The organism is Novosphingobium sp. 9 (genome assembly GCF_025340265.1).
Classification (GTDB): domain Bacteria; phylum Pseudomonadota; class Alphaproteobacteria; order Sphingomonadales; family Sphingomonadaceae; genus Novosphingobium.
Genome location: NZ_CP022708.1, coordinates 342835 through 367952, shown reverse-complemented (window position 1 = coordinate 367952; position 25118 = coordinate 342835). Strand labels below are relative to the sequence as shown.

The 25118-nt window shown below is 59.5% G+C and carries 18 protein-coding genes and 2 pseudogenes; 9 read left to right on the top strand and 11 right to left on the bottom strand.

Features of this window, described 5'->3' with window-relative positions; genetic code table 11:
• Positions 1 to 137: 137 nt before the first annotated feature.
• Positions 138 to 860: an HAD hydrolase family protein gene (locus CI805_RS16345; protein ID WP_260929253.1), complete on the bottom strand. Its 723-nt coding sequence runs from the start codon at positions 858 to 860 to the stop codon at positions 138 to 140.
• Positions 861 to 985: 125 nt separating this feature from the next.
• On the opposite strand from CI805_RS16345, the gene CI805_RS16340 reads away from it, so the two are divergent.
• The 5 genes from CI805_RS16340 to CI805_RS16320 all read left to right on the top strand — a co-directional run bounded on the left by CI805_RS16340 (position 986) and on the right by CI805_RS16320 (position 9535).
• On the top strand, positions 986 to 3058 hold the full coding sequence (locus CI805_RS16340) for an AsmA family protein (RefSeq protein WP_409934974.1): 2073 nt from the start codon (positions 986 to 988) through the stop codon (positions 3056 to 3058).
• 67 nt (positions 3059 to 3125) lie between these two features.
• A complete protein-coding gene (locus CI805_RS16335) occupies positions 3126 to 4964 on the top strand; it encodes a glycoside hydrolase family 15 protein (RefSeq protein ID WP_260929251.1) in 1839 nt (612 codons plus the stop codon).
• 190 nt (positions 4965 to 5154) lie between these two features.
• Positions 5155 to 6669, top strand: coding sequence for an FAD-dependent oxidoreductase (locus CI805_RS16330; RefSeq protein ID WP_260929249.1), 1515 nt, complete (start codon positions 5155 to 5157; stop codon positions 6667 to 6669).
• Positions 6666 to 8000 carry an alpha/beta fold hydrolase gene (locus CI805_RS16325; protein WP_260929247.1) on the top strand — a complete coding sequence of 445 codons (1335 nt, stop codon included), beginning with the start codon at positions 6666 to 6668 and terminating at the stop codon, positions 7998 to 8000. Before CI805_RS16330 ends, CI805_RS16325 begins: the two co-directional genes overlap by 4 nt.
• A complete protein-coding gene (locus CI805_RS16320) occupies positions 7997 to 9535 on the top strand; it encodes a GMC family oxidoreductase (protein WP_260929245.1) in 1539 nt (512 codons plus the stop codon). The genes CI805_RS16325 and CI805_RS16320 overlap by 4 nt, the downstream gene beginning before the upstream one ends.
• Before the next feature lie 59 nt (positions 9536 to 9594).
• Here the strand turns inward: CI805_RS16320 and CI805_RS16315 are convergent, their stop codons facing one another.
• On the bottom strand, positions 9595 to 10698 hold the full coding sequence (locus CI805_RS16315; protein ID WP_260929243.1) for a Gfo/Idh/MocA family protein: 1104 nt from the start codon (positions 10696 to 10698) through the stop codon (positions 9595 to 9597).
• A 130-nt stretch (positions 10699 to 10828) separates the two neighbouring features.
• On the bottom strand, positions 10829 to 11323 hold the full coding sequence (locus CI805_RS16310) for a nucleoside deaminase (RefSeq protein WP_260929241.1): 495 nt from the start codon (positions 11321 to 11323) through the stop codon (positions 10829 to 10831).
• A gap of 196 nt (positions 11324 to 11519) precedes the next feature.
• Between CI805_RS16310 and CI805_RS16305 the strand changes: the two genes are divergently transcribed.
• The 4 genes and pseudogenes from CI805_RS16305 (at position 11520) to CI805_RS16295 (ending at position 15615) form a co-directional block, all read left to right on the top strand.
• A complete protein-coding gene (locus tag CI805_RS16305; protein ID WP_260929240.1) occupies positions 11520 to 12620 on the top strand; it encodes a DUF1440 domain-containing protein in 1101 nt (366 codons plus the stop codon).
• Positions 12544 to 13799, top strand: a pseudogene (locus CI805_RS20955) (catalase); the annotation flags it as partial. The gene CI805_RS16305 and the pseudogene CI805_RS20955, both read left to right, overlap by 77 nt.
• Before the next feature lie 9 nt (positions 13800 to 13808).
• A complete protein-coding gene (locus tag CI805_RS20950) occupies positions 13809 to 14258 on the top strand; it encodes a catalase-related domain-containing protein (RefSeq protein WP_313958603.1) in 450 nt (149 codons plus the stop codon).
• A 232-nt stretch (positions 14259 to 14490) separates the two neighbouring features.
• Complete coding sequence (locus CI805_RS16295; protein WP_260929236.1) at positions 14491 to 15615, top strand: sensor domain-containing diguanylate cyclase; 1125 nt, start codon at positions 14491 to 14493, stop codon at positions 15613 to 15615.
• 88 nt (positions 15616 to 15703) lie between these two features.
• Here the strand turns inward: CI805_RS16295 and nhaA are convergent, their stop codons facing one another.
• The 8 genes and pseudogenes from nhaA to CI805_RS16255 form a co-directional block, all read right to left on the bottom strand.
• Complete coding sequence (nhaA, locus tag CI805_RS16290; protein WP_260929234.1) at positions 15704 to 17044, bottom strand: Na+/H+ antiporter NhaA; 1341 nt, start codon at positions 17042 to 17044, stop codon at positions 15704 to 15706.
• A gap of 216 nt (positions 17045 to 17260) precedes the next feature.
• Positions 17261 to 17446 (bottom strand): hypothetical protein, encoded by a 186-nt coding sequence (locus CI805_RS16285; protein WP_260929232.1) that lies wholly within the window; start codon positions 17444 to 17446, stop codon positions 17261 to 17263.
• Positions 17447 to 17818: 372 nt separating this feature from the next.
• Positions 17819 to 18742 carry a hybrid sensor histidine kinase/response regulator gene (locus tag CI805_RS16280; RefSeq protein ID WP_260929230.1) on the bottom strand — a complete coding sequence of 308 codons (924 nt, stop codon included), beginning with the start codon at positions 18740 to 18742 and terminating at the stop codon, positions 17819 to 17821.
• The gene (locus CI805_RS16275; RefSeq protein WP_260929228.1) at positions 18724 to 18984 is read right to left on the bottom strand and encodes a two-component system response regulator; all 261 of its coding nucleotides are present in this window, start codon (positions 18982 to 18984) and stop codon (positions 18724 to 18726) included. Before CI805_RS16275 ends, CI805_RS16280 begins: the two co-directional genes overlap by 19 nt.
• Positions 18981 to 19556 carry a chemotaxis protein CheB gene (locus CI805_RS16270; protein WP_260929226.1) on the bottom strand — a complete coding sequence of 192 codons (576 nt, stop codon included), beginning with the start codon at positions 19554 to 19556 and terminating at the stop codon, positions 18981 to 18983. The genes CI805_RS16275 and CI805_RS16270 overlap by 4 nt, the downstream gene beginning before the upstream one ends.
• Entirely contained in the window at positions 19553 to 20413 is an 861-nt protein-coding gene (locus CI805_RS16265) for a CheR family methyltransferase (RefSeq protein ID WP_260929224.1), read from the bottom strand. The genes CI805_RS16270 and CI805_RS16265 overlap by 4 nt, the downstream gene beginning before the upstream one ends.
• A gap of 2 nt (positions 20414 to 20415) precedes the next feature.
• Positions 20416 to 23795, bottom strand: a pseudogene (locus CI805_RS16260) (response regulator).
• 961 nt (positions 23796 to 24756) lie between these two features.
• Positions 24757 to 25029, bottom strand: coding sequence for a hypothetical protein (locus tag CI805_RS16255; protein ID WP_260929222.1), 273 nt, complete (start codon positions 25027 to 25029; stop codon positions 24757 to 24759).
• Positions 25030 to 25118 lie beyond the last annotated feature (89 nt).

The following is a 25118-nucleotide window of genomic DNA, read 5'->3' as shown; positions in this document are numbered from 1 at the left end:
CAGCGACTGCTCAAGTCAAAAAGTGTGCCAACACCGCATCGTAGGCCTGGCGAGGCATTTGCTTGAGACCTGTGATGCGCTCGCCGATAGGCAACCTCATCGGGCAGCGCCATAGCTCGCATGCGAGCCCATCCGCGCTATTTGACGACCTTTGTCGACACCGCCATGTCAGCGTAAATTTCATCACCTCGCAACGCCTGGATGGCTGCCGCGTAATCCGTGTGGCTAGAGATGGCACTTCCCGCGACAATGGCATCTGCCCCTGCTTCGCGAACCGCGCGGACTGTTTTCGCACCCTGCCCTCCGTCGACCTTTATGTAGGGTGAAAACCCGCGATCTTCGTCGTTCAAGGTGGTGACATTCCCGGCAGCAGCTCTCACATGCTTAGGTCCCTGCCCCATGGCGATAGAAAGACCAGCACGCACGAACATCGCGAGATCGTTGTCCTGATCGGCGATGACAGCCACATCTTCGAGCGACACCCCCATCGCCCGTGCAAGCGCAGCGGCGCCATCGCCCTTGTTGGCCGCCGCTGCGGTTATGTCGAGATAATAGGGTTGCGAACGGATCACCGTCGCATCGTCACCGAGCGCCCGTACAACCGTAGTTTCCAATTCCACCAACATGTCGTGATCGTCAGACACCGCGGCAATCTTGTCCGCCTGCCCCAACAAGGGGGTAAAGTTCTCAACCAGTGTGGGCTCCTGATCCGCCGTGAGCCGCTCGCTGTCATCGTGAGACGATCCCGGCCCCTCATAGGCCTGGCATCGCTCTCGATCTTTTCGAATATAGCCTTGGCATCGTGCGTATAGCGCCCCCCGCAGTAAGCGTGATGCCCGTTCATTGAGAGAAATGGGCACCTTTTCGGGGCGATCTGCGACCTTACGCTCTTTCAAAATGCGATGCGTCGCCCGTTTTTACCGCCCGGACGCGCTGATCGGGCTTCACCTGAAACCAAAAGCTGTCCTCAGGCGATTTGCTTGTCATGGAAACGTCCGCCGCGACCGACCCCGAACTGTCCGCTGCCGGCATGCACGCTGGCAGATCGCCTCGATGGCAACGCATCGCCCGCAACATCATACTGGGCATGATAGTCGTTGTGTTCGCAGTCTGGCTGGTCCTGTTCATCACAAAAGGCCGCTTTCTGCGCCACTCATTCGAAACCGCCACAAGCTCGCTTTCCCAACGGAAAATTCACGTCGCCGGCGATTTCCAACTGTACTTTGCCCCCTTTCGACTGAAATTTGTTGCCGACGGACTGTCGATTTCAAATCCGGGCTGGGCAAAAGATCGCGCTTTATTTTCCGCACGCCATCTGGATGCGCGTGTTGCGCCACTCTCTCTGATATTTGGCCAGCGACATATCTATTCGCTCGTCCTCGACGGCGGGAAAGGCGATTTCGAATGGGACGCCCAACATGTCCGCAATACATGGACCTTCGCCAGCGATGGTCAGGGCAAGCCCTTTGCAATGCCGAATATCGGTACTGCCAGCATAACCGATACCCATGTCCATTATAGCGACCCCGCGATGCCCCTCATGGCTGATCTTGCGATCGCACCGATCACTGCCAGCAACACCCATATCGGCCATTCCGTCGGTATTACCGGTTCGGGCAGCTTCCGTACAACGCCCTTCCGGTTGTCCGCCCGCCTGCTCTCTCCCAATGCCACTCTCGCCGGTACGACGAACCGCCTCGAGGCTCGCGCCTGGGCTGCAAACAGCGTGATCGACGTATCGGGAACCTTGCCGGGATTAACCGATATCGAAGGCGTGCCCCTCGACGTTGCCGCAGATGGGCGCGATATGTCCGAGCTGTTGAAAGTGATCGACGTGGCGATCCCGCAGACCCGCCATTATAAACTCAAGGCCAAGCTCGTGAAGCGCGGCGACACCTACCGCTTCACCGAGATGACGGGCACGTTCGGGCAGTCCGATCTGGCGGGGCAGTTCTCGATCACCAATGGCAAACGCCTGAAACTTGATGCAGCGCTTGTCACCAAACGCCTCGACATTATCGATGCGGCGCCTTTTATCGGCTATAATCCCGACGTGGTGGCGACCAAGGGCGCCGTTGCGGCCGCAGCGGCATCCGGCGCTGGTTCACAACGGGTATTGCCCGATGCCAGCTTGCCCGTGGCAATGCTTCAGCGCTTCGACGCCTCTCTCGATTGGAAGATCGGAATAGTTCGTTCCCGGAACGTGCCGGTTTCCGATATCTCGCTCGCCCTCTCACTGGACCGGGGGCGCCTTGCCTTATCCCCTCTGACATTCTCGATGGCGCGCGGGGACGTATCTTCAGATCTGGTTTTCGACACGCGAGAGCGCCCATCGGCTATACATTATGACATCCGCCTCGCCTCTACCCCGATGGGCCGTCTGCTGGCCGGGTACGGCGTGGCGGACTCTGGGACCACCGGCACGATCCACGGCCGAATAAAGCTGGATGGTCGCGGCGATACGATCCATGATTCCCTTGCCTCCGCCTCGGGTCGTATAGCTTTCGTCATGCCGCATGGCACGTTGTGGACCCAAAATGCCCAACTTGCCGAACTCGATCTTGGCACGTTCGTCTCCAAGATGTTTCAGGGGAAGTTGAAAAAACCGATCGAAGTCAATTGCGGCCTTATCGCCTTCACGGTGCGCAACGGGAAAGCTGCCGCCGATCCGATCCTGATCGATACGAGCAAGAATGTCGTCACGGGGCGCGGGGGCTTCAGTTTCGATACCGAAGCCGTAGACATGGCCTTTCGGGCGGATGGCAAGAAATTCAGTCTGTTCTCGGGCCAGTCACCGGTCGGCCTCGGCGGCCATTTCGCACAGCCTAAGTTGCAGGTGATCAGCCCTCAGTTGCTTGGACGTGCGGGTGCGGGAATCGGCCTCGCCGTTGTCGCGACACCCGTGGCCGGGCTTCTTGCTTTCGTCGACCCCGGCGATGCAAAATCAGCCGCCTGCGGGCCGGTATTGGCCGGCGCACGAGCCAATGCCCAACGAACATCGAAGGGCAAGCCTCGTGACGATGTCGGTCATGGCCAGACAGACAAGGTTGTAGACTAAAGGCCAGTATCGAGACGGAATTCGGCGGTGAGCGCGAACAATCGGCAGCCCGCAGCTTTATGTCTTCATGACAAGGATCGAAGAACAGGTCGCGACCGCCCCCTCAACACCATCCACGCAGGCCGCTCATTCCAAACGCCGCAACGGCTACCTGCCGCTTGCGGATTACGCCGCCCTCGGCGACGGGCGCTCGATCGCCTTGTCCGGCGCAGATGGATCCATTGACTGGTGGTGCGTGCCCAATATGGATTCGGCCCCTCTCTTCGACCGGCTGCTCGACGGCGTAAAGGGTGGCTACTTCTCGATAACGCCGCGCGAACCCTTCACTGCCACGCGCCATTATCGCCAGGACAGCAATGTCTTCGAAACTGAGTTCATCACCAAAAGCGGGCGCGCCCGCCTCACGGAAGCGCTCAACAGCGGCAATGCCGGACGCCTGCCCTGGACCGAACTTGCCCGGCGCATCGAAGGGCTGGATGGCGAGGTGCGTTTCGATTTTGCCATGCGACCCAGCCATCGCGGCGATACCGCCAGCCCCTACTATTCGTCGATCGGCAAGCACACGGTCTTCCATGTCGATCGCGTTCTGGGCCTTTTCATCCATGACGAGAACGTCGCTTGCGAATGGAGCGATGACGGCGTTGTCGGGTCGCTCATGCTCGCCAAAGGCGAACGACATACCTTCGCCGTGGTCGCTGGCAGCGACGAACCCCTCGTTGCGCCGGGCATCGCGGAAGTCGATGCCCGCATCGACACATCAGACAAGGAATGGCGCGACTGGACGCGCCATGTCGGCATCCAAGGGGCTGACCGCAGTGTCTTCCTGCGCAGCGCTCTGGCGCTCAAGTTGCTGCTCTATTCACCCTCGGGTGCCATCACGGCTGCGGCCACGACATCGCTTCCCGAGAGCTTCTCGGCGCCCAAGAACTGGGACTATCGCTATGCCTGGATCCGCGATGCAGGCTACACGATCGATGCGTTTCTGGCAGCGGGAGCAGAAGCGGAAGCGAAGGCGGCCTTTACCTGGCTTTTGCGCCAGCTACGCGATTATGGCCCCCGGGTTTGCTATGCGCTGACCGGCGGCCCGGTCCCGGAAGCCACCTTCTGGCCGCTTCCCGGCTATCGCGAACGGGGCCCCGTCGTAAGTGGCAACCGGGCTGGCGAGCAGATCCAGCACGGGGTTTACGGCGATATCTTCGAGACGGCGGCCCGGTTCGTGAACTGCGGCAATATCCTCGATAGCGCGAGCGCCGAATTGCTCGCCCATCTGGCGGATGCCTGCGCGGACCGCTGGCGCCTTCCCGACGCAGGCATCTGGGAGTTGGAGGAGGAACGGCACTACACGATGTCCAAGATCAGTTGCTGGCAGGCCCTCGCCCGCGCCGTGGAACTTGCCGATCAAGGGCAGTTGCCCACCACTTGTCGCGATCGCTGGAAGCGTGAGCGCGAGCGCATCAAGGCCTGGATCGAGGAGAATTGCTGGTCTGAGGATCTGCGCGCCTTTGTCATGTATCCCGGCAGTGGCGATATCGATGCCTCGCTTGCGCTGGCCGTACGCTTCGGCTTCGACGGCCACGAGCGGCTGCGCCTGACGATGGAGGCCATCGACCGTACGCTGGGTGCAGATGCTTTCCACTACCGCTATAGCGGTATGGATCAGGAGGAAGGCTGCTTTCTGGCATGCTCGTTCTGGATGGTGGAAGCATGGGCCTTGCTCGGAGAACGCGCAAAGGCGCGAGAGCGAATGGACGCCCTTACCCGCAGCCTTGCCCATGGCTGCGGTATTTTGCCCGAAATGATCGATCCGGTCAGCGGCGATTTCCTGGGCAATCTGCCGCAGGGCCTCAGCCACCTTGCCCACCTCACCGCGCTGGCGACGCTGGACCGCGCTGAAGACTGCGATTGAAACACAGACGACATTCTAAACGATCGGGACATGCCAGGCATCGCGGGAACCGATCCTTGCCCTGACCAGTTGCAATCCCTGAACACCCAAACTTGCTCCCACCGCCCGAAGTGCTTGCCGCTGCAACCCTTTTTGCAGCGCCATGGCTTGCGCGCTGTGGAGCGGCAAAGGACAGATGGAGGCTTCCCTCATGACCATGCCAGACTTCGAACACGGCATTGACGCCAGCGACCTGACGGAAACCCAGCCACTTGCCGGAACCTGGCGCGGGCAGGATGTTGTGCTTGTGCGTCACGGCGGAAAAGTCTGCGCACTGGCGGGAAAATGCACCCATTTGCAAGCGCCCTTGGCCAAAGGCATCGTAACAGACGGCCAGATCCGCTGCCCTTTCCATCACGCCAGGTTCGATCTGGAAACCGGCGAGGCGGTGGCCGCGCCGGCGTTTCTACCGCTCACACGGTTCGAGGTGGCCCAAGACAACGGACGCATTCTTGTCACCGGAGAAGCTGCTGCCACACAAGCCCCCGCCCGCGCAGCACCAGCGTTTTCAAAGCGCGTGGTGATCATAGGCGGTGGTGCAGCCGGTCATGCCTGCGCCGAGATGCTCGGGCGCCACGGGGCCGGAGACTACGTCACCGTGCTCAGTGCCGACGATCATCTGCCTTACGATCGCACGTCCTGCTCGAAAGCCTTCCTTGCCGGTGCGGCGGATCGCGACACTATCGACCTCCCTCTGGAGACACGATCCGGCTTGCCCTGCCCGACTGTCCGCACGCAGGTTGCCGTTGCCCGCATCGAACCCCAAGCCAAGCTCGTCGAGACAGGTAAGGGACAAACCATACCCTACGATGTGCTTGTTCTGGCGACAGGTGCGACGCCGATTTCCCCCGACTTTCCCGGCAGCGATCGGACAGACGTTCATCAATTGCGCACGCTCGATGATGCCGAGGCGCTGATTACCGCCAGCATGGACGCCAAAAGCGCAGTCATCCTGGGATCCAGCTACATAGGCCTCGAAGTGGCTGCATCGCTTGTCCAGCGGGGACTTCAGGTCCATGTCGTTTCGACCGATGACATTCCGCTGGAAAAGACTGCAGGTCCTGAACTCGGCAAGGTCTTGCAGGATCTCCATGAAAGCAAGGGCGTGCGCTTTCATTTGAATCGCGAAATCCGGGAGTGGAACGGAACGCGGGCGCTCCTCGACAATGGCGAAAGCGTTACCGGCGATTTCCTGGTGCTCGGCACTGGCGTGTCCCCTCGCGTGGAACTGGCACAGGCCGCCGGTCTGACCCTTGCGCCTGACGAGATCGGCGGCATCGCCGTCAATGGCAGGTTACAGACGTCCGTGCCCGACATCTACGCGATCGGTGATATCGCAGCGTTTCCCGATCCGCGTCTCGGGCATGCGATCCGCGTCGAACATTGGGCGCTGGCCCAGCGCATGGGACAGTGGCTGGCGCGCCATCTGCTTGGCGAGGTCGAAGGCGAATTCGATGCCCTCCCCTTCTTCTGGTCGGGCCAATACGATCTCAATCTACGCTATATCGGCCATGTCGACAGCCCTGAAGATCGCAAGGTGGACGGCGATCCGGCAGAGCGAGATGTGGCGATTGTAATGCGCGAAAACGGAGACGATCAGGCTCTCGTCACCTGCGGGCGCGACCGCCAGTCACTGGAAGTCGAGGCAGCGTGGGAGGGCCGATGATTCGCCCGACACTGGTCTTACTTCACGCACTCGGGTCCAGTGCATGCGAATGGGATGACGTCATTGCGGCTCTTGGTACGCAGGCCGACTGTCTCGCACTGGATCTGCCGGGATTTGGCGCCCGTGCCGCAGCGACGGGATTTGACACGATCACGATGGTCGAGGAAATCGCCGATACGATACGCGAGCAGATTACCGGTCCATGGATGATCGTTGGCCACAGCATGGGCGGAAAGCTTGCTACCCTCCTCGCCGCACGCGCGCAAAGCGGGGAGATGGGCCTCACCCAGCTGTCCGGCGTCGTGCTCGTTTCGGCATCACCGCCCTCGCCCGAGCCCATCGACGAGGCGCGGCGCGAAAGCATGCTGGCATGGGTGGCCGACGGTTCGATCGACGTCGAAAACGCCCGAACATTTGTCAGCGACAATACTGCCAGCCCGCTTTCCTCCAGTCGGCGCGATCGAGCCGAGCGCGATGTCATGCGATCGTCGCCTTTTGCCTGGCGAGCCTGGCTCGAGCGTGGATGCCGGGAGGACTGGTCTGCGGCACTTGAACCGCTCGATTGCCCCGCTCTGATTCTTGCCGGCAGCGAGGACGGCGATCTGGGAACAGATGCGCAGCTGCGCCTGAATTTGCCGCACTATGTCAGGGGGGCCGTCGAAACCATTGCCGGGACCGCGCACCTTGCGCCTTACGAGAAGCCGGAAGAGCTGGCACAGCGGATCATCGGGCATTGGACAAGGTGCGCGCCATATATCCTGCCTCCCGAGACCGGCACACTTATCGCCTCCTCGCGGACCAGCACGCGAACTCGCCGGGTGCATTACCAACGGCGTTGGGCGCCGACTTCGCCGCCGCCTTTCTCGGAGCGCCAGATGGAAACGCTGGAAACCCTCGTGAACCTCATCCTGCCCGGCATCGCGACCGAGATGGAGCTTCCGCAGCGGGTCGCCAAGGCGCTTGGCGAGGGCCAGGGCGATGGCTGGCGCTTTGCAGATCTTCCCCCGGATCGCGAGGCATGGTCTATAGCCCTCGATGGCCTGTCCGACCTTGTCGGCTCATCGACACAGGCCCGGCAAACGTGGCTTCAGGCGATGAGCGAAGGACGCAAGAGATTGGGCTCGTGGTCACCCGACCAGGCCCGACACTGGTTCCAGGATGCCTGCGCCCTGATTGCCCAGACCTGGATCGCGCACCCGAGCACCATGGCCCGGATCGGCTATGATGGCTTTGCCACTGGAGCTGATGGGGACCGGCTTGTCGGCTACCACCTCACCGGTGCGGACAAGCGCGAGCCGTGGCAATCTCCTTTCCCGCAGGGCGTCGCATGACCCGCAAGTTCGCGTGCGACGATATCGTCGATGCCGTGATCGTCGGCTCCGGTGCGGGCGGCGCGCCGCTTGCCGCGCGTCTCGCCGCTGCCGGTCTGTCGGTAGTCGTGCTGGAGGCCGGACGACGCTTCAGCCCGGCGGACCATACGCCTGATGAACGCGCCGCCGACATCTACTGGATGGACGAGCGCCTGAGCGGCGGCAGCGATCCCACAGCCTTCGGCGCGAACAATTCGGGCATGGGCGTCGGCGGCTCCACGCTGCATTGGGGCGCGTTCACGCCGCGTCCCGATGCGCGTGACCTGAAACTGCGCTCGCTTTGCGGAGTGGGTGAGGATTGGCCGATCGCCCATGCGGAACTCATGACCTATATCGAGGAAGTCGAAACGGTCCTCGCCATTTCCGGCCCCTCCTCCTATCCGTGGGATCCGAACCGCCGCTATCCGCAGGCTCCTGTTGCGCGAAATGCGCCTGCCGAAGCGATGGCAAAAGGTTGTGCCGCCACAGATCTTATGGCCACCGACGCCCCCGCGGCGCTCGTCACGCGCGACACGATGGTGCCCCATTGGGGGCAGCGCCGTGCTTGCGTGAACTGCGGCAGTTGTCATCAGGGCTGCCGCAATGCCGCCAAGGCCAGCATGGACGTGACCTACCTGCCGTTGGCTCAGGCACATGGCGCGGAAATCCGCCCCGGCGCGATGGTCCACGATCTCGACCGCGACAGCGAAGGGCGCATCACAGCCGTGGTTTATCGCCAAGGCGGGATCAATCATCGCCAGCGATGCCGCGCCGCCTTTCTGTGCGCCGGCGGTATCGAGACGCCCAGGCTGCTGCTCAACCTCGATCTTGCCAATTCAAGCGGTCAGGTCGGGCAAAACTTCATGGCCCATGTCGCCACGCAGGTCTGGGGTCGGTTTACGGCCGAGATGCGCATGAACCGGGGCTATCCATCTTCGCTGATCAGCGAAGACATGGTGCGTCCCGCTGATGTGACCTTTGCAGGCGGCTATCTCATCCAAAGTCTGGGTGTGCAGCCTGTCACGCTCGCCAACACGTTTGCACGAGGCGGTCTGTGGGGCGAAAAACTCGTGCACCATCTCACTGGATACAACCGCCTAGCCGGAATCGGGATCAACGGCGAATGTCTGCCGAGCGAGGACAACCGGCTCACATTGTCCGATGAAGTCGATGCCCTCGGCATGCGCAAGGCGCGGATTGATTTCAGCTATGGCGAAAACGAGAAGGCGATAGACCAACACGCCCGTCACGTCATGACCGCGATCTGGGAGGCTGCCGGTGCACAAGAGGTGGTCGCCATGCCACGCTCTGCCCATACCATCGGCACCTGCAGAATGGGCAGTGATGGTGACCTTGCCGTTGTTGACAGGGACGGACGCAGCTTCGATGTGCCCAATCTCTATATCTGCGACAACTCGATCTTTCCCAGCGCGCTTTGCGCCAATCCGGCGCTCACCATCATGGCGCTGTCGCTGCGCTGCGCAGATCGCTTTCTGGCGAGCCGGCAAGGCCGTTGACCAGGACAAATCCGGCGGAAAAACCCGCCGGATCGTTTATTGGCCTGCCCGCTCGTGACTTAGGGCGACTGCGGAATCACGCTGATCAGCGCATCTTCGCCGGGCTCGTCGGCAGGCGGAAGGTGCAAGGCCTGATCGGCACTGACCCGTCGATCACGATCGGCAGGATCGAGCAGAACGGTCTTGCCGGTCTTGAGCGATTCCTCGACGGCAGCCAGCACCCGCATGTCCATCAAGCCTTCTTCGCCATCCGCTTCGGGCGTTAGATCCTCCAAAATGCAGGCCGAGAAATACTGCGTCTCGTTGCCGAACTGCTCCACTGGATCGAACCGGTGCGTTTCGGCGTTGCCGTCGCGCGTCTCGACATAAGTCACGGCAATATCTGGCCCGAACATGAAACAGGGCGAGGCATGGATCGTCGCTTTCGTGCCGACCAGAGTAAAGTTTTCCGAAGAAGCGGTCGCGTAGCTTGCCACGAACTGTGCCACGCGTTGGTCCGGAAAGGTCAGCGTCACGGCAACGGTATCGTCGAAATTGAAGCCGCGTGCGGGGTCGCTCGATCCAACCGCATGTACCGCAATCGGCTCGGCACCGAAGAGATTGCGCACCGCATTAAGGGGATAAGTGCCCATATCCGGCACAGGGCCACCCCAATAGCCGTTGTGCCCGCGGGAATTGGCCTCGCGAACATCCTGCGTGAAGCTTGCCGAGAACGAACGCAACAGGCCAAAGTCTCCTTGCCTCGCCCGCGTGAACATCTCGACATTGCCCGGCTCGTGATGCAGGCGGTACGCCACCATCATCTTGGCGCCCGAGGCTTTCTGGGCCGCCACAATGGCTTGGGCATCTTCAAGGCTTGAGGCCATTGGCTTTTCAAGCAGGACATGAATGCCTGCCTGCAATGCCGGTTCGGCGTATTGGCGATGAAGGAAATTGGGCGTGGCGACATAGACGGCATCGATTTCGCCCGAGGCAAGCAGATCCTCGTACTGGTCGTAATGCCAGGCTTTGATGCCATAGGCTGCAGCGAGTTTCTCGGCCTTGACCGGATCGCCGGTCACCAGGGCGGCAAGCTGCGAATTATCGGTCTTGCCGATACCCGGCATGAAAGCCTGCTGTGAAATCTGTCCACCGCCAACGACGGCATAGCGCACTTTGGTCATAAGCGCTCCTTGCAAGAATGAGGGTTGGATAAGCGCGTACCCGAACGATGCCGGACGCTTCCTCTTTGCAATGCACAGGCACGCCGTATGGTTGCAGCCCGCTGCTCTTGATAACACGCGAACCGCTGGATCAGATATTCCCCTGTTCTTCCAAGGGAACCTTGTCATCGGGGCGATAATACAGTTGCGCGCAGGCTTGCGTGAGGCACTCTCCCTCGATCACAAGATCCCGACGCCAGGCATCGGCCAGAAAGTCGAGGGTGTCGAGGTGCCGATCCTCGAAATACATGCGATGGACATCCTCGCGACCGGCCCCGTAAACGATCCGGGAAACCTTCGCCCAGATCGCGGCCATTGTGCACATGCCGCACGGCTGAAGCGTGGAATACAGCGTGGCGCCGCGCAGTTCCATGTCGCCCAGCGTTTGCCCGGCAGACCGAAACGCCAGAATTTCGGCATGCGCCGTCGCATCGCACGTCTCGCGTGTGCGATTGACACAGGCCGCCAGCATCACGCCATCTTTCACGATGACGGCGGCAATCGGCGTATCCGCTGGCGATGTGCCTTTGATCTTAGTGGCCAATTCCACTGCTCGGCGCATCCAACGTTCGTCCGTTTCGTCCATGCTCCTTAGTCTCCCCGAGAAGTGTCGGCACTGCTGACGCCTTTGCATGTAACCTTCCGTTCCGCCTCCCGTTGCCCTTGATTTTGCCCCTACGACGAAAGGAAAGTCTCCCTGACCTCGGGAACTGCGAGGCAGCCGCGAGCCTTCCCTTAGTGAACGCAGAGCCCTTCCCGCTATCTGACGAGGCAAAATTGCTATGCTGCAAATCCCTTCGAACGACGCCCAAACTCCGCGACGTCCCACGACCCTGGGGGTCGACACCCTGATCGACATCGGTGCAGGTGCTGCAGCAGGCGGTGTAGCTGGCATCGCAGCGTCGGCGATCATGAACGGTTTCCAGCGGCTGGTTTCGCCGATCTTCGAGCCCACCAGTGCCGGGCTTGCCCCTGCAACCGAGCGGGCTGCCAATCGCGTGGCCATCGTCTTGACAGGTTCAGGCATTTCCAAGGAAGATCGCACCGCCAGCGGAACGGCGGTACACTATATCGTCGGAACGGCTACCGGCGCCCTTTACGGTGCCATGGCGGAGACACAGCCAAAGCTGACCCGATGGCATGGCCTCGCCTTCGGTCTGGTCGCGGCAACGCTTGTCGATCAATTGGCTGTGCCATTGCTCGGCCTGGCACGGCCACCCTGGCGCTATACGCTGCGAACCCACCTGTACGGTTATGCCTCGCATCTGGTGTTCGGCCTGGCCACGGAAGCGACGCGCCGATTTCTGCGCGAGCGGCTCAATCGGACCTCGGCAACAACGTACAGCACGGTAACGGTTGAGGATATCGCCATGCCGTTGATGCTGGGTTTCATCAATGGTCAGCGCACTTTCACCCCGCCCGCCACCGTTACCCTGGCCGCTGCCGGCAGCGGCCTTGGCCTTGGCGGCACGCCGCTGGCCATTCTCAATTCGAAATGGACTGGCACGGTGCTCGGCGCTGCAGCGCTTGCGGAATTCTTTGCGGACAAGCAGCCCGGGATCGCAGCACGAACCACCCCTGCCGCCCTTGCCGGTCGCGCCTTTGGAGGCGCTGTTTCGGGGGCAGCCGCCGCCCGGCCCGGCAAAGCCTGGCTTTCGGCAGGCATTGGGGCCGCAGCCGCCATCGCCGGAGGCTATCTCAGCTACCGGGCGAGACTCGCGTTGGCCCGAGCTATCGGACGTGATCGCCCCGTTGCCATTGCGGAAGATATCTTTGCGCTCCTCGGCTCGGCTGCAATCGCCAGCTATGCAGCCATGCGGCAAAAGCAGCGCGAGGCATTGCCTCCACTTCTGCCAGCTCCTCAACGCCCCTCCGCCGCATAGACGATACCGACCGGGAACATCTGCCTCCCTCGCCCGTAAGCCACGCTGTAAGAAAAAAACAGGAGCCCCCATGACTGATAGCACCGCCCCGCGCACGACCAACGACGCCGGCATCCCGGTCCAGAGCGACGAGCACTCGCTGAGTGTTGGGGCCGATGGCCCGATCGTCCTTAACGATCACTACCTGCTCGAGCAGATGGCCAACTTCAACCGCGAGCGTATCCCGAGCGTCAACCTCATGCCAAGGGCAGCGGCGCTTTCGGGCATTTCGAGACGACCGGTGATGTCACCCGCTATACCAAGGCGAAGGTCTTCCAGCCGGGTGCCAAGACCGATACCGCCATGCGCTTCTCGACCGTCGCAGGCGAGCGCGGTAGCCCGGACACCTGGCGCGATCCGCGCGGTTTCTCGGTGAAGTTCTATACCGAGGAAGGCAATTTCGACATGGTCGGCAACAACACGCCGATCTTCTTCATCCGCGATCCCATGAAGTTCCAGCACTTCATCCGCTCACAGAAGCGCCGCGCCGATAATGGCCTGCGCGATCACGATATGCAGTGGGACTTCTGGACGCTTTCGCCCGAAAGCGCCCATCAGGTGGCCTATCTGATGGGCGATCGCGGCATTCCCAAGACTTGGCGCGAGATGAACGGCTATTCAAGTCACACCTATTCGCTGGTCAATGCCGAGGGCGAGCGGTTCTGGGTGAAGTTCCACTTCAAGACCGATCTCGGCGACGGCAATGCCTATTTCAGCCAGGACGATGCCGACGCGATGGCAGGCAAGGACGGGGACTACCATCGTCGCGATCTGTTCGAGGCCATCGCGCGTGGCGATCACCCCAGCTGGACGCTCTATTGGCAGGTCATGCCTTATGAAGACGCCAAGACCTATCGGCTCAACCCCTTCGATCTCACCAAGGTCTGGCCACATGAGGACTATCCCCTGATCGAAGTCGGCAAGCTGACGCTCACCCGCAATCCCACCGATTTCCACACCGAAATCGAACAACTGGCTTTCGAACCCAACAATATGGTCCCCGGCGTCGGCCTTTCGCCCGACAAGATGCTGCTGGCTCGCGGATTTTCCTATGCAGACGCCCATCGCGCGCGACTTGGCGTCAACTACAAGCAAATCCCGGTGAACCGTCCGACAGCACCCGTGAACAGCTATTCGACAGCGGGTGCGATGCGCATCGAGAAAGCTTCCGATCCGGTCTATGCGCCCAACAGCTACGGCGGCCCTGCAGCCCAGACCGATCCTTACGAAGCCGGGATCTGGCAGGCCGATGGCGAACTGGTTCGCGCGGCCTATACCCTTCGCGCAGATGACGACGACTGGAGCCAGGCAGGCGCGTTGGTGCGCGACGTCATGGACGAGGCAGCCCGTGGTCGTCTCGTCGAAAACGTGGTTGGCCATCTTTGCGATGGCGTCAGCGAAAAGGTGCTGTTGCGCGCCTTCGAATACTGGCGCACCATCGATGCGGAAACCGGCAAGCGTGTCGAAGAAGGGGTGCGCGCAAAGTTGGGCGGAAAATCAACCGCACCTGGCATGGGTTCGGCCGTTTCGATTCAGGGTGAGCAAGCCTCAGGCCTCGGTAAGGCCGACATGCACCTTACCCACCTGCGGACAGAATAATTTCTACACGATTGGGCACCTCGAGCGGGGTCTCGCTCGGGGTGCGCCTTTCCATCAAGCCACACTCTTTTCGCTGCAGCACTCAGGCAGAAAGGTGAGCATATAGCCATCTACATAAGAATGGGCCATATCGTCATGGACCTGCAGGTAATGGCTGCTGCGGAAATAGGCCGCCAGATAGACGGGGAGCAGGATTTCTTAAGTTTGGTCATCTATGAGCAGATGACCTGTTATGCACCCCGAACTCGATCTCTTCACGCTGCGCCTCAGCAGCACATTGGCCAGCGCTGCATTTGGCCTGGTTTTCGCGACGCTCTGGCGCGGCCGGCGAAGGGACGATCATCTGCTATACTGGGCCGCGAGCTCGCTTCTTTATGCCTTGGACCTCATCGGCTTTGAAGTTTTTCCAAGGGCTCCGCTTGCCGTTGGGATGATGCTGTACGGCATGCTGTCCGTCGTGAATATCCTGGCAGTGTCCGGGCTCCGCCGCATCGAACGACGCCCGGCATTTGCGCCGTGGATGATTGGCCTCGCAGGTGCGACGATGGCATTCTTCGCCATTCCAGTACTGGCATGCAGGATTTGGCCTGTATTGCCCGTCTCGCTCATTCCGATTTCACATGCGTCAGGCCTGATCGTGTCCATGGCCGTCACCGGAGGTGCATGTATCCGCTCTGGCAAGCGTAGCGCATCCCGGGCGGGCGCGATCGCAGGGTGCGCCATGCTGGCCTATATTCCTGGCTATTTACTGGCGATCGCTGCCGAGCTTGGGTGGTCGTCCGGAGCAAGTGGGCTCGCCCTGGTCGCGATGGTTTCCGACCAGTTGTTGCTGGGCGTGCTTAACCTGGGGCTTCTTGCAGTGCCCAATGAGCAGGCCCACGTCCGACTTCGCGAGGCTGCCCTGCGTGACCCCTTGACCAAGTGCTGGAACCGCGCCGGCCTTGCTGAAATCGCTGCACGAAAGCACGGCAAAGGAATTTGGGCCGTCATCGCGCTCGACATCGATAACTTCAAGCCATTGAACGACAGCTTCGGCCATGCGGCTGGCGATGTCGCTCTGGAACAACTCGCCATGCTGGCGATGGCAGCGGCCGGGCCCCATAATGGCGAAGTGATCCGTCTTGGAGGCGACGAGTTTCTGATTCTCCTTCCCGACGGCGACGAACATGGTGCACGGATCGTTTCGCAGACCCTTGAGGATGGTATCCGAACCCTTCCCCGTGCATCTCCATGGACTGTAAGCATGGGTACTGCCTTCAGCCTGCCAGAAAATCTCGGATTATCCGCAACGATCTGCCGTGCGGACGCGGCGCTGTACACCGCAAAGCGTCAAGGCCCTGGGCGCGTAGCAGCCTGAGCCCTGTTTGCAAGGCTATGACATCCCTTGTCCATTGCAGGAGCGAAACAGGGATGCGTCGTACCAAGCGAACATCCATCGGCTTTTTTCAGCTTTCGCGCCGAGAGACAAAATGAAGTGCTACCAAGCCCAGTAATCCGGCCAGTACAGATGCGCCGATCACTCCGATCGACGCCTGATGTGATAGATCGCTCCCATCAAAAGCCAGATCCGCAATAAACAGCGAAATGGTAAATCCGATACCTGCCAAAAGGCCGATTGTGGCGACCATGATCCAGGTCACACCCTCCGGCCGTCGCGCCAATCGCAAGGATGTCGCAAGACCGGTGGCAAGAAGAAAGCCCAAGGGTTTGCCCAAGACAAGAGCAAGAAGAATCGCGGGGGCCAGTGTTCCGGAAAACGCCTCGCCCAAAGCGGATAGCGTCATCGGGACATGCACATTGCTGAGCACGAAAAGGGGAAGCACAATATAACTCACCCAAGGCGTCAATACACTTACCACACGTTCGCCTGGCACGTCCGTGGCCAAGGCCATTTCGGAAAGATACCCCAGGCGAGACTGCACATCGTGTCGCTCCCGACGATACGCATGCGGATCGTCCTGCGCTTTCTCCATTCGCTTATATTCATCTTGAAAGCGGTCGATCTGGCCCTGGATTTTTCCGGCGAATACGCCTTCGGCAAGCCTCGGCTTGCTCGACGTTATGAAACCGAGAAAAACCCCGGCGATCGTTGCATGAACACCGGATACGAACACTCCTGCCCACACCACCAGCGCCAGTACGATGTATGGCATGGAGCCAATCCAGCGCGCACGGCGCAAAACGATCATGGCCAGATAAGCCACACCTGCGGCGATGAGCCCCAGCAGAATAAGCTGTTGTGTATATACCCCTGCGATAACAATGAGGCCTCCCAGGTCATCAACAGCGGCAAAAGCCAATAACAATGCTCGCATTCCTGGCGGGAACCGCCCTGCAAACATGCCAAGTAACGCAAGGCCGAATGCAGTGTCGGTTACCATTACTGCACCCCATCCGCTGGCAGCCTCGGTATGCCGGGTCATCAGCAAAAAAAGACCGACTGGGACAAGCATCCCGCCAAGCGCACCCGACACCGGAAATGCGGCTGTGCGCCAATGCGCCAGCGCGCCGTTGACCACTTCACGTTTCAGATCGGCACCAATGATCACGAAGAAGATGGGCAATAATGCGTCATCGACCCATTGAGCCAACGATTGCGACACGACATGGGGACCAAGGCCGATCTGCAGGGGAAGATCCCACGCAGCTTTCCAGGCGGCACCCCAAGGGCTGGTCGACAGTACAAGCGCAGCAATAGTCGCCAATAGCATAGGTCCGCCGGCGATCTCGTCACCGGCGAAAAACGGTTCGACACGCTTGAGGAAGGCGCGGGTCAGCGGGGACATTTGGGCTCTGGCATGCTGCTTGCCAGTGATACGCGGCCTTAACCCCACGAAATTGCCATCTGTTGTTCAATCCACGAACGCAGAGAGGCGCTGCCCCATTTTTCGCCTGTCAGAAGCAAACGAAATCGTGATCTGCGAGAGTCCAGGTTGACCGTATACCCAACTCTTATCGACAGAGATGAGGCGCCCGTCGGCAAGACGGGCACCTCTTTTCCCTTACTTGTCCGGATGACCAGTGCCTGGCTCAGTGGTTTTCGGCGCCTTGCCATCTTCGATGCGACCTTCGTTGCGAAGTTCGCGGCCTTCCTGCGCCTTCTTGTGGCTTTCAGGAGACTTGCCGTGCTCGTACGCTTCTTCCTTGATGTAGCCGGCGGCTTCCTTGATTTCACCCTTGATGGTCATCGTATCTCTCCTTTTGGCGAGGGCCAATGCCTCTGCATCGCGTTCAACGTCCGCCGTATTGCAAAAGCTCCTATGCGCACTTTTGCTCTCGCGGCCCGCAGGCCTTGATGCCTGCTTGCTCAAACATATTGCCTCCCGGTCGTTGGAGACGCGAATCGAGTGGCAGATGTCGCAGAAAACCAATGGCTGGCCGTCCCGGTTCGAAAAAACGGCGAGTGGCTGACCAGGCGCCAACCCGCCCAAATCTGTGTAAGTAGCACCTGAAAAAACGCGTCAACGCGAGGGGCGCTTGCGATGGCCTGCCGTCAACCATGCCGGGAGAACCGTCGGGAGGCACTGACGCGGCCATTTTCCGTAATGTTTTTCAGGCCATCAAGATCGTGGCGACAGCCGATCATCCTTACCGGATAGGGGCAGGCGCACGGTAAAAGTGCTCCCCTTATCTATTCCTTCGCTAGCGACTTCAATGTTGCCGCCATGCAGGCTCACCAGCTTGCGGACAAGCGCCAAGCCGATACCCAAGCCACCTTGGGAATGCTCCCGGTGAGCGTCGATTTGTGCAAAGACTTCAAAAATGTGTTTCTGCATTTCAAGGGGAATGCCGATGCCAGTATCCTGTACTCGAAGGACGACCTCGTTGTCCTCCACATCGCAGTCGAGCCGGATGATACCTGACGCAGGGGTATATTTGGCGGCATTGCCCAGTAAGTTGGCAAGCACCTGGGCAAGACGGGTATGGTCAGCCTCCAGCCATACATGCTGATCCGGCATCGTCACACAGAACTCGTGACCAGCCTCTTCAAATCGATGCCTGCTTCCCGCGATTGCCGATTGCACGACATCGTCAAGCCTTACCCGTTCTAATTGCAAGATCACCTTGCCCTCGGTGATCCTCGAAATATCCAACAAGTCGTCAACCAGCCGGGACAGATGGCCCAGCATCCGGTCCATCTCGCTGCGAATCGTTTCTGCCTGCTGCTGTCCGCGAGGCTTTCCGAGCAGGTTCAATCCGCTCTTGAGCGCCGCCAGCGGATTACGCAGTTCATGCGCCAGCACAGCCAGGAAATGATCCTTGGCACGATCGGCTTGTTGCAGGGCCGCAGCTGCACTTACGAGATCATCGCGCTGGGCGGCTATCTGCTGCCTTTGCCGATAAAGATCGAGAAAGACACGAACTTTTCCTTGCAGCACGGTCGGCTCGATTGGCTTGGAAATGAAGTCGACGGCACCTGCCTCATACCCTCGGAACCTGCGCTCCAGATCCGATCCACCCGCAGTTACGAAAATGATGGGCACATGACGGGTTCTTTCCGCCCCCGCATCAATTCCGCGAGTTCGAAACCATTCATTTCGGGCATTTGCACGTCAAGCAAAGCAAGGGCGACATCATGCTGCAGCAGCAACTCGAGTGCCTCATTTCCGCATGAGGCCTTGAGTACGTCAATGCCTTGCGTTGCGAGCACCGCCTCCAGAGCCAAAAGGTTGGCTGGCACGTCGTCGACCAGCAATACAGGAACAGGACGGTCTACCGTACTCACGCGCGGGCAACGTCCAATAGTGCCAGAGCGATCTCATCGATGCCCAGAACACGGGCCTGCGGGCAGGCCCCGAGCGCAGCATCGGGCATCGTTCGGGCCGACGCGGTATCAGGGTCCTGCACTATAGTCTCTCCTCCTGCTCGGGCCACTGCAGACAACCCTGCAGCCCCATCCCGGCTAGCCCCTGTCAAGACCACTGCGACAAGGCCTGGCCCGTAGGCATCGGCCGCGCTTTCAAACAGCACGTCTATTGCCGGGCGGGAAAAAAAGACAGGATCATCGACAGATAGCGAAAGATTTCCTCCGGCTTCCACCAGCAAATGATAGTTCGGCGGTGCAAATATCACCTCTCCCGCTGAAACCGACTGCTTGTCCTCTGCCTCCTGCACTGTCAGCGCGCATCGAGCGCCAAACACCGCTGACAATTCGCTACGCCGTCCTGCCGGCAGGTGGACAACGACAAGCACCGGGATGGGATAATCTGCCGGAAGACGAGGGAGTATGCGCAACAAGGCATCTATTGCGCCCGCAGATGCCCCTATGACCACGGCCTGCGCCCGGCGACATTTCATGTGCTGCGTCGCTGATAGATCTTTTCCGTCTGGTCGAAGGCCACAAAGGCGTCGACGTGACAGGAGAAGCGCAAGCTTTCCTTCGCTCCAAGGCCAAGGAAACCGCCACGGGTCAGGGATTGGCGAAACAGTCCAACGGCTCTGTCCTGCAACGTCTGATCGAAATAGATCATGACATTGCGACAGGATACAAGCTGCGTTTCGGAAAATACGGCATCGGTCACAAGGCTATGGTCGGAAAATACGACACGATCGCGCAAACTGTTGTCGAAGACTGCCCCACCATAGCCTGCTGTATAATAATCTGAGAGGCTGCCTTTCCCACCCGAAAGTCTGTAATTCTCTGAAAAGGCTGCCATTCGATCAACCGCATAAATTCCTTGCGAGGCGGCATCAAGCGCTTGAAGATTGATATCGGTCGCATAGAAAATCGTCCGCTCTTCAAGCCCTTCCTCCCGAAAAAGGATTGCAAGCGAGTACAATTCCTCCCCTGTACTGCATCCTGCGACCCATACCTTGAGCGAGGGATAAGTGTGAAGACGCGGCAGAACCTGTTCGCGCAAGCTTTTGAAATAGGAGGGGTCGCGAAAAAGATCACTCACCTGCACCGTGAGGAAACGCATCAGCTTGGCGGCTGCCACTTGATCATGCAGCACTACTTCCTGCAACGCCGAAAAAGATCGCGCACCCAGGCGGTCGCGCGCTTGCCGCAGTCTTCGCCTGAGCGAGGCTTTGGCGTAGTTGCGAAAATCGTAGTGATAGCGCTGATAGATCGCCTCGAGCAAAAGCCTGATCTCGATATCCTCGATCTGATGCGCAGCCTCGGCGCTCTCTCCCGGACCTTCCCTATCGGACATGATCAGCGCGGCATCCAGACGCGGATCAACGACAGCAGTTTGTCCACGTCGAGCGGCTTGGCCATATAGTCGTTGGCACCGGCGGCGATACATTGCTCCTGATCATCCGGCATGGCCTTGGCCGTAAGTGCGATAACCGGCAACTTGCTCCATCGAGGATCCTGCCTGATTGCCCGCGTGGCCGTGAGCCCGTCCATCACGGGCATCATTACGTCCATCAACACCAGATCGACTTGTCGCTCCATCGTGCCAGACTGCGAGGCCAGGAAATCGAGAGCCTCCTGCCCGTTACGCGCGATTTCCACGATAGCGCCATGGGGTTCCAGGACATTGGTCAGCGAGAAGATGTTGCGCACATCATCTTCAACGACAAGTATGCGTCTACCTTCCAGAACGGCATCACGATTCTGAGCTGCCCGGATCATCGTCTGCTGTTCGGCCGGCAACTCGGTTACGACCTGATGCAGGAACAGCGAAACTTCGTCGAGCAGCCGTTCTGGTGAACGGGCGCCCTTGATGATGATCGAGTCCGAATACCGGCGCAGGCGCTGCTCGTCCGAAACGGAAAGGTCATAGCCTGTATAGACGATGACGGGCGGGAACGAATAGGCATCTTCACGCGCCAGCGTCTCCAGCAACGAAAACCCGCTCGAATCCGGGAGGTTGAGATCCAGCACCATACAGTCGAACGTGCCAGCCTCGAGCTTCGCAAGGCATTCCGCGGCGCTGGCCACACCGACGGTTTCCACGTCGCCCGATGCCAGAAGTCTGCTGACCGCATCGCGCTGCACGTCATCGTCCTCGACAATCAGCACCCGTCGCGCATCACTCGAAAGCTTGGCTGCCAAGGCTTCCAATACGCCAGCCAGATCCTCGCGTCTCACCGGCTTCACGAGGTATCCGATTGCCCCCAGAGACAATGCCGTTTGAGTATGGTCGCTACCCGAAACTACATGGACCGGAATATGGCGAGTCGCCACATCGCGCTTCAATCGATCCAGCAACGCCAGTCCCGATTGGTCGGGCAACCCGACATCAAGCACAACGGCATGCGGCTTGAAGGTACGAGCCAGTTGCAGAGCATCTTCGCCCGTGCTGGTCACGAGGCACTGGAATCCCATGTCGTGCGAAATATCCCGCACGATCGCGGCAAACGAGGCATCATCCTCCACCACCAGCAGGACCCTCTGCCCCGGCATAAGCGCATCACGGTCATCGGCGACCTGCCGGGTTAGAACCTGCGGCGAATTGGGCGATACTGCAGATGGCGCAGGAATAGATGGGATTTCAATCGCGGCAAGGGGACGAACGGGCTGCGCCGGCGCAGCGACATTGTCCGGATCATAGGTCACCGGAAGCAGAAGCGTGAACCGGCTGCCCTTCCCAGCGATGCTGGACAACCCGATTTTTCCGCCCAGAAGCCTGGTCAATTCGCGCGAGATCGAAAGCCCCAGCCCCGTCCCGCCATACTTTCGGCTGACGGTCCCGTCGGCCTGTTGAAAGGCTTCAAAGATAACGGCCTGCTGGTCTTCGGGAATGCCGATGCCGGTATCCTCTACCGACAGCGCGATATCGTGCGCCCCATCACATTCGATTTCAAGGCGCACACTGCCCGCAGCTGTAAACTTGAAGGCATTGGACAACAGGTTCTTTAGTATCTGCTCAAGGCGCTGGCGATCCGTGATGATCGAAGTTGGGACATCGGGTGCGATCGCAATCTCGAACGCGAGGCCCCGCTCCTGAGCAATCGGCTGGAAGATCGTCCGCAGATCGCCGGCAAGACGCTCCACAAAAAGCGATTCGGGTTGAATCTGGAGATGCCCGGCCTCGATCTTGGACAGATCCAGAATGTCATTGATCAGCGCCAGCAAGTCGTTTCCGGCAGACTCTATGGTCGTGGCGTATCGAACCTGGTCGTCACTGAGATTCTCGGCACGATTTTCGGCCAGTAACCTCGAGAGGATCAGCAGTGAGTTGAGCGGCGTGCGCAATTCGTGGCTCATATTGGCAAGGAAGTCGGACTTGTAGCGGCTCGCCTGCTCTAATTCTCGCGCCTTGAGCTCTACTGCGGCATTGGATCGCGCCAGATCATCGCGTTGGGTTTCAAGGAGTTGCGCCTGCTCTTCCAACTGCGAGTTGGTCTGCTCCAGTTCCACTTGCTGCTGCTCGAGACTGGCCTGCGACTGCTTGAGTGCTCGTCCCTGCTCTTCCAGTTCCTCATTGGAGACGCGCAGCTCTTCACTTTGTACCTGAAGCTCATCGGCATGGTGCTGCAGTTGGGTGCGATAGCGGGCCGAGCGCAGCGCCGTTCCCACCGTCGTCGAGATTTCCGAGAGGAATTCGAGCGTCTGTTCGCTCACGGGGTGCAGGAAGCCCAACTCGATCACGCCTTCAACGGCGTTATCCGCAAGCATCGGCGCGATCAGCAGATGGCGAGGCTTGTCGCGTCCGAAAGTCGAGCCAATGGTGAGATAACCGTCCGGTATATCAGACAGCAAAACAGGCTCGCCATCGGCTGCGACTTCTCCAAGCAACCCGTGATGAAGCGAGAAACGTTCGACAATTCCGGCATCGGGGGGACGCCATATACGGCGGCGCGCGCGAAATGATCTCCTTGCCCGGCGAAGACGGCACCTGCCTGTGCTCCGGTAAAGCGCACGAGAAAGTTCAACGCGCTTTCGCCAAGCTGGTGAGTCCCCTTGTCCCCCAACATCGTTGCAGAAAGATCCACCTGTCCTTGCTGCAGCCATTGGCGACGACCTGTCGCCAGCGCGGCGCGGCGTATGAGGAAACCTATGACGAGGGTCAGGAGGATGCCCAAGACACAGGACATCACACCGCTAATCCAAGCCGAACGGTAGGCCAGATCCATCTCTACCATACGATCTTGCCGAAGGCGGACTTCGGCTTGTTGCATGACCGCCAGTTGCGCTCGAACAGCGTCCATCTCGACTTTGCCGCGGTCGCTGTTCACGATCGTTAGCGCGTCTGCAGGGCCTGCCGATCTGCGAACGTCAATCGTTTGCTTGAGCTCTGCCAGCTTCGCATCGATGTGGCGGCGAAGGGGTATGAGGCGCATCTGCTGGCCGGGATTATCACGCGTCAAGGACCCGATCGATCGAAAGCGGGTGTCCACATCACCAATCGCGGCGCGGTAAGGGTCCAAATATTTTTCCTTGCCCGTCAGCAAGTATCCGCGCTGTCCTGTCTCTGCATCCTGCAATGAGGATTCCAGCGCATCAAGGGCCACAATCACTTGATGTGAATGAACGATCATATGCATGTCATCGCGAAGGACCGTCACATTGCGATAGGCAATTATACCGCTGGCAAGGAAGAAAAGGATCGCCGCAAACAGGCCGAACGCTGTTCGGGGATCCATACCTTTTGCACCACCGCGATGGGCAAGCGAGGCGGCACGGTTCGAAGGGGCTTGCATAGACCTGCCTGGACATCCTTTTGGAAAGCCGATCGCTTGCGTTTATTTTTATGCAAGATCAAGGTCCATTATAGGGATCAATGGCCCGTGATTACATTAGCTTTTTACCATCGGCGATGAGCCCTTCGCCAATTGCAGCGCCGCAGTCCGATCACTCCAATCCAACATCATGCATGCAGAAAAGCGGTGAAAACGTCAGAACGGACGACCTGCGGCAGCGCACACCCTTAAGAAGTACGTCAGATGAAAAATCGGCAATGTTTCCTGCGATTGTTAAACTGGGGATCGCAAGCGCAGTAGCCGCCCTCTGTGCCTCACAGAGTATGAGAGGAACCCGCGAGGTAGAAGCGTCGGCGAACCTTTGCATGCGATAGCATGCCGGCCGAGCCCGTGCCTTGCGGGCAAGCACTACGAGCTAGCTTGCTCACCGCCATTGGGGCCCACCGTATCCACAAAACCGGGCCGCAAATGGTCAATGGAACAGGTCCGGCGGTAACTCGAGGACAGCTTTCCGCACGAACATCCAGTCTAGAGGATACTCATGGTTCGCCCTCATTTAAGCATGGGGATCGGCGCCAGCCCTTCCGACGTGCCCCCATTTCCTACTTACTCCGAGGCTGAGGCCAGCCTCACCGCACGCACGTAAGGTCTGGGGGCTACTCGGGTCATCCAGAAGCGCGACACCCGCGACGCCTGAAATTTGAGCGCGCAATATCAAAAAGGACCTGGAGCAGTTTCTGCTCCAGGTCAACACAGGCCTCTAGGGCCCTTCGGGTCGCCTAATAATACTGAAGGCTTGCAGTGCTCGGCGCTATAACATTTCTATACTTCAACGATTAATTCTGTCTTGGTGGTCGCACACAAGTGTCTGCCCACGCCGCGCTGAAACGCGGTTATCAGACGGTTACGATTGACCAGAACCACCCAGTATGTCCCGCAACCATGCAAAAAGCTGATCATGTTGACGATATAGCTCGGAGATGACTTCGCTCGTTGCACAATCTGGGTGATCCAGCGGGACACGCGATGCCCGCTCTAGCGCCTGTACATCATCGACGTCGATCATCCCTTTTTTGGCAAGTCTTACCAGCAACACGGAAAGCCCATTAAACGTCGATAAATTCGCCGCGACCAGACATTGTATCGTGTCCTGATTGGCCTGTGAATCAAGAGCCATGACACCTCCGAAAATACGATCCAGCGAATATCATATTGCCTGTGCACAAAGATGCCAGAGTGATTTATACAAGTTTTCAACATATTATT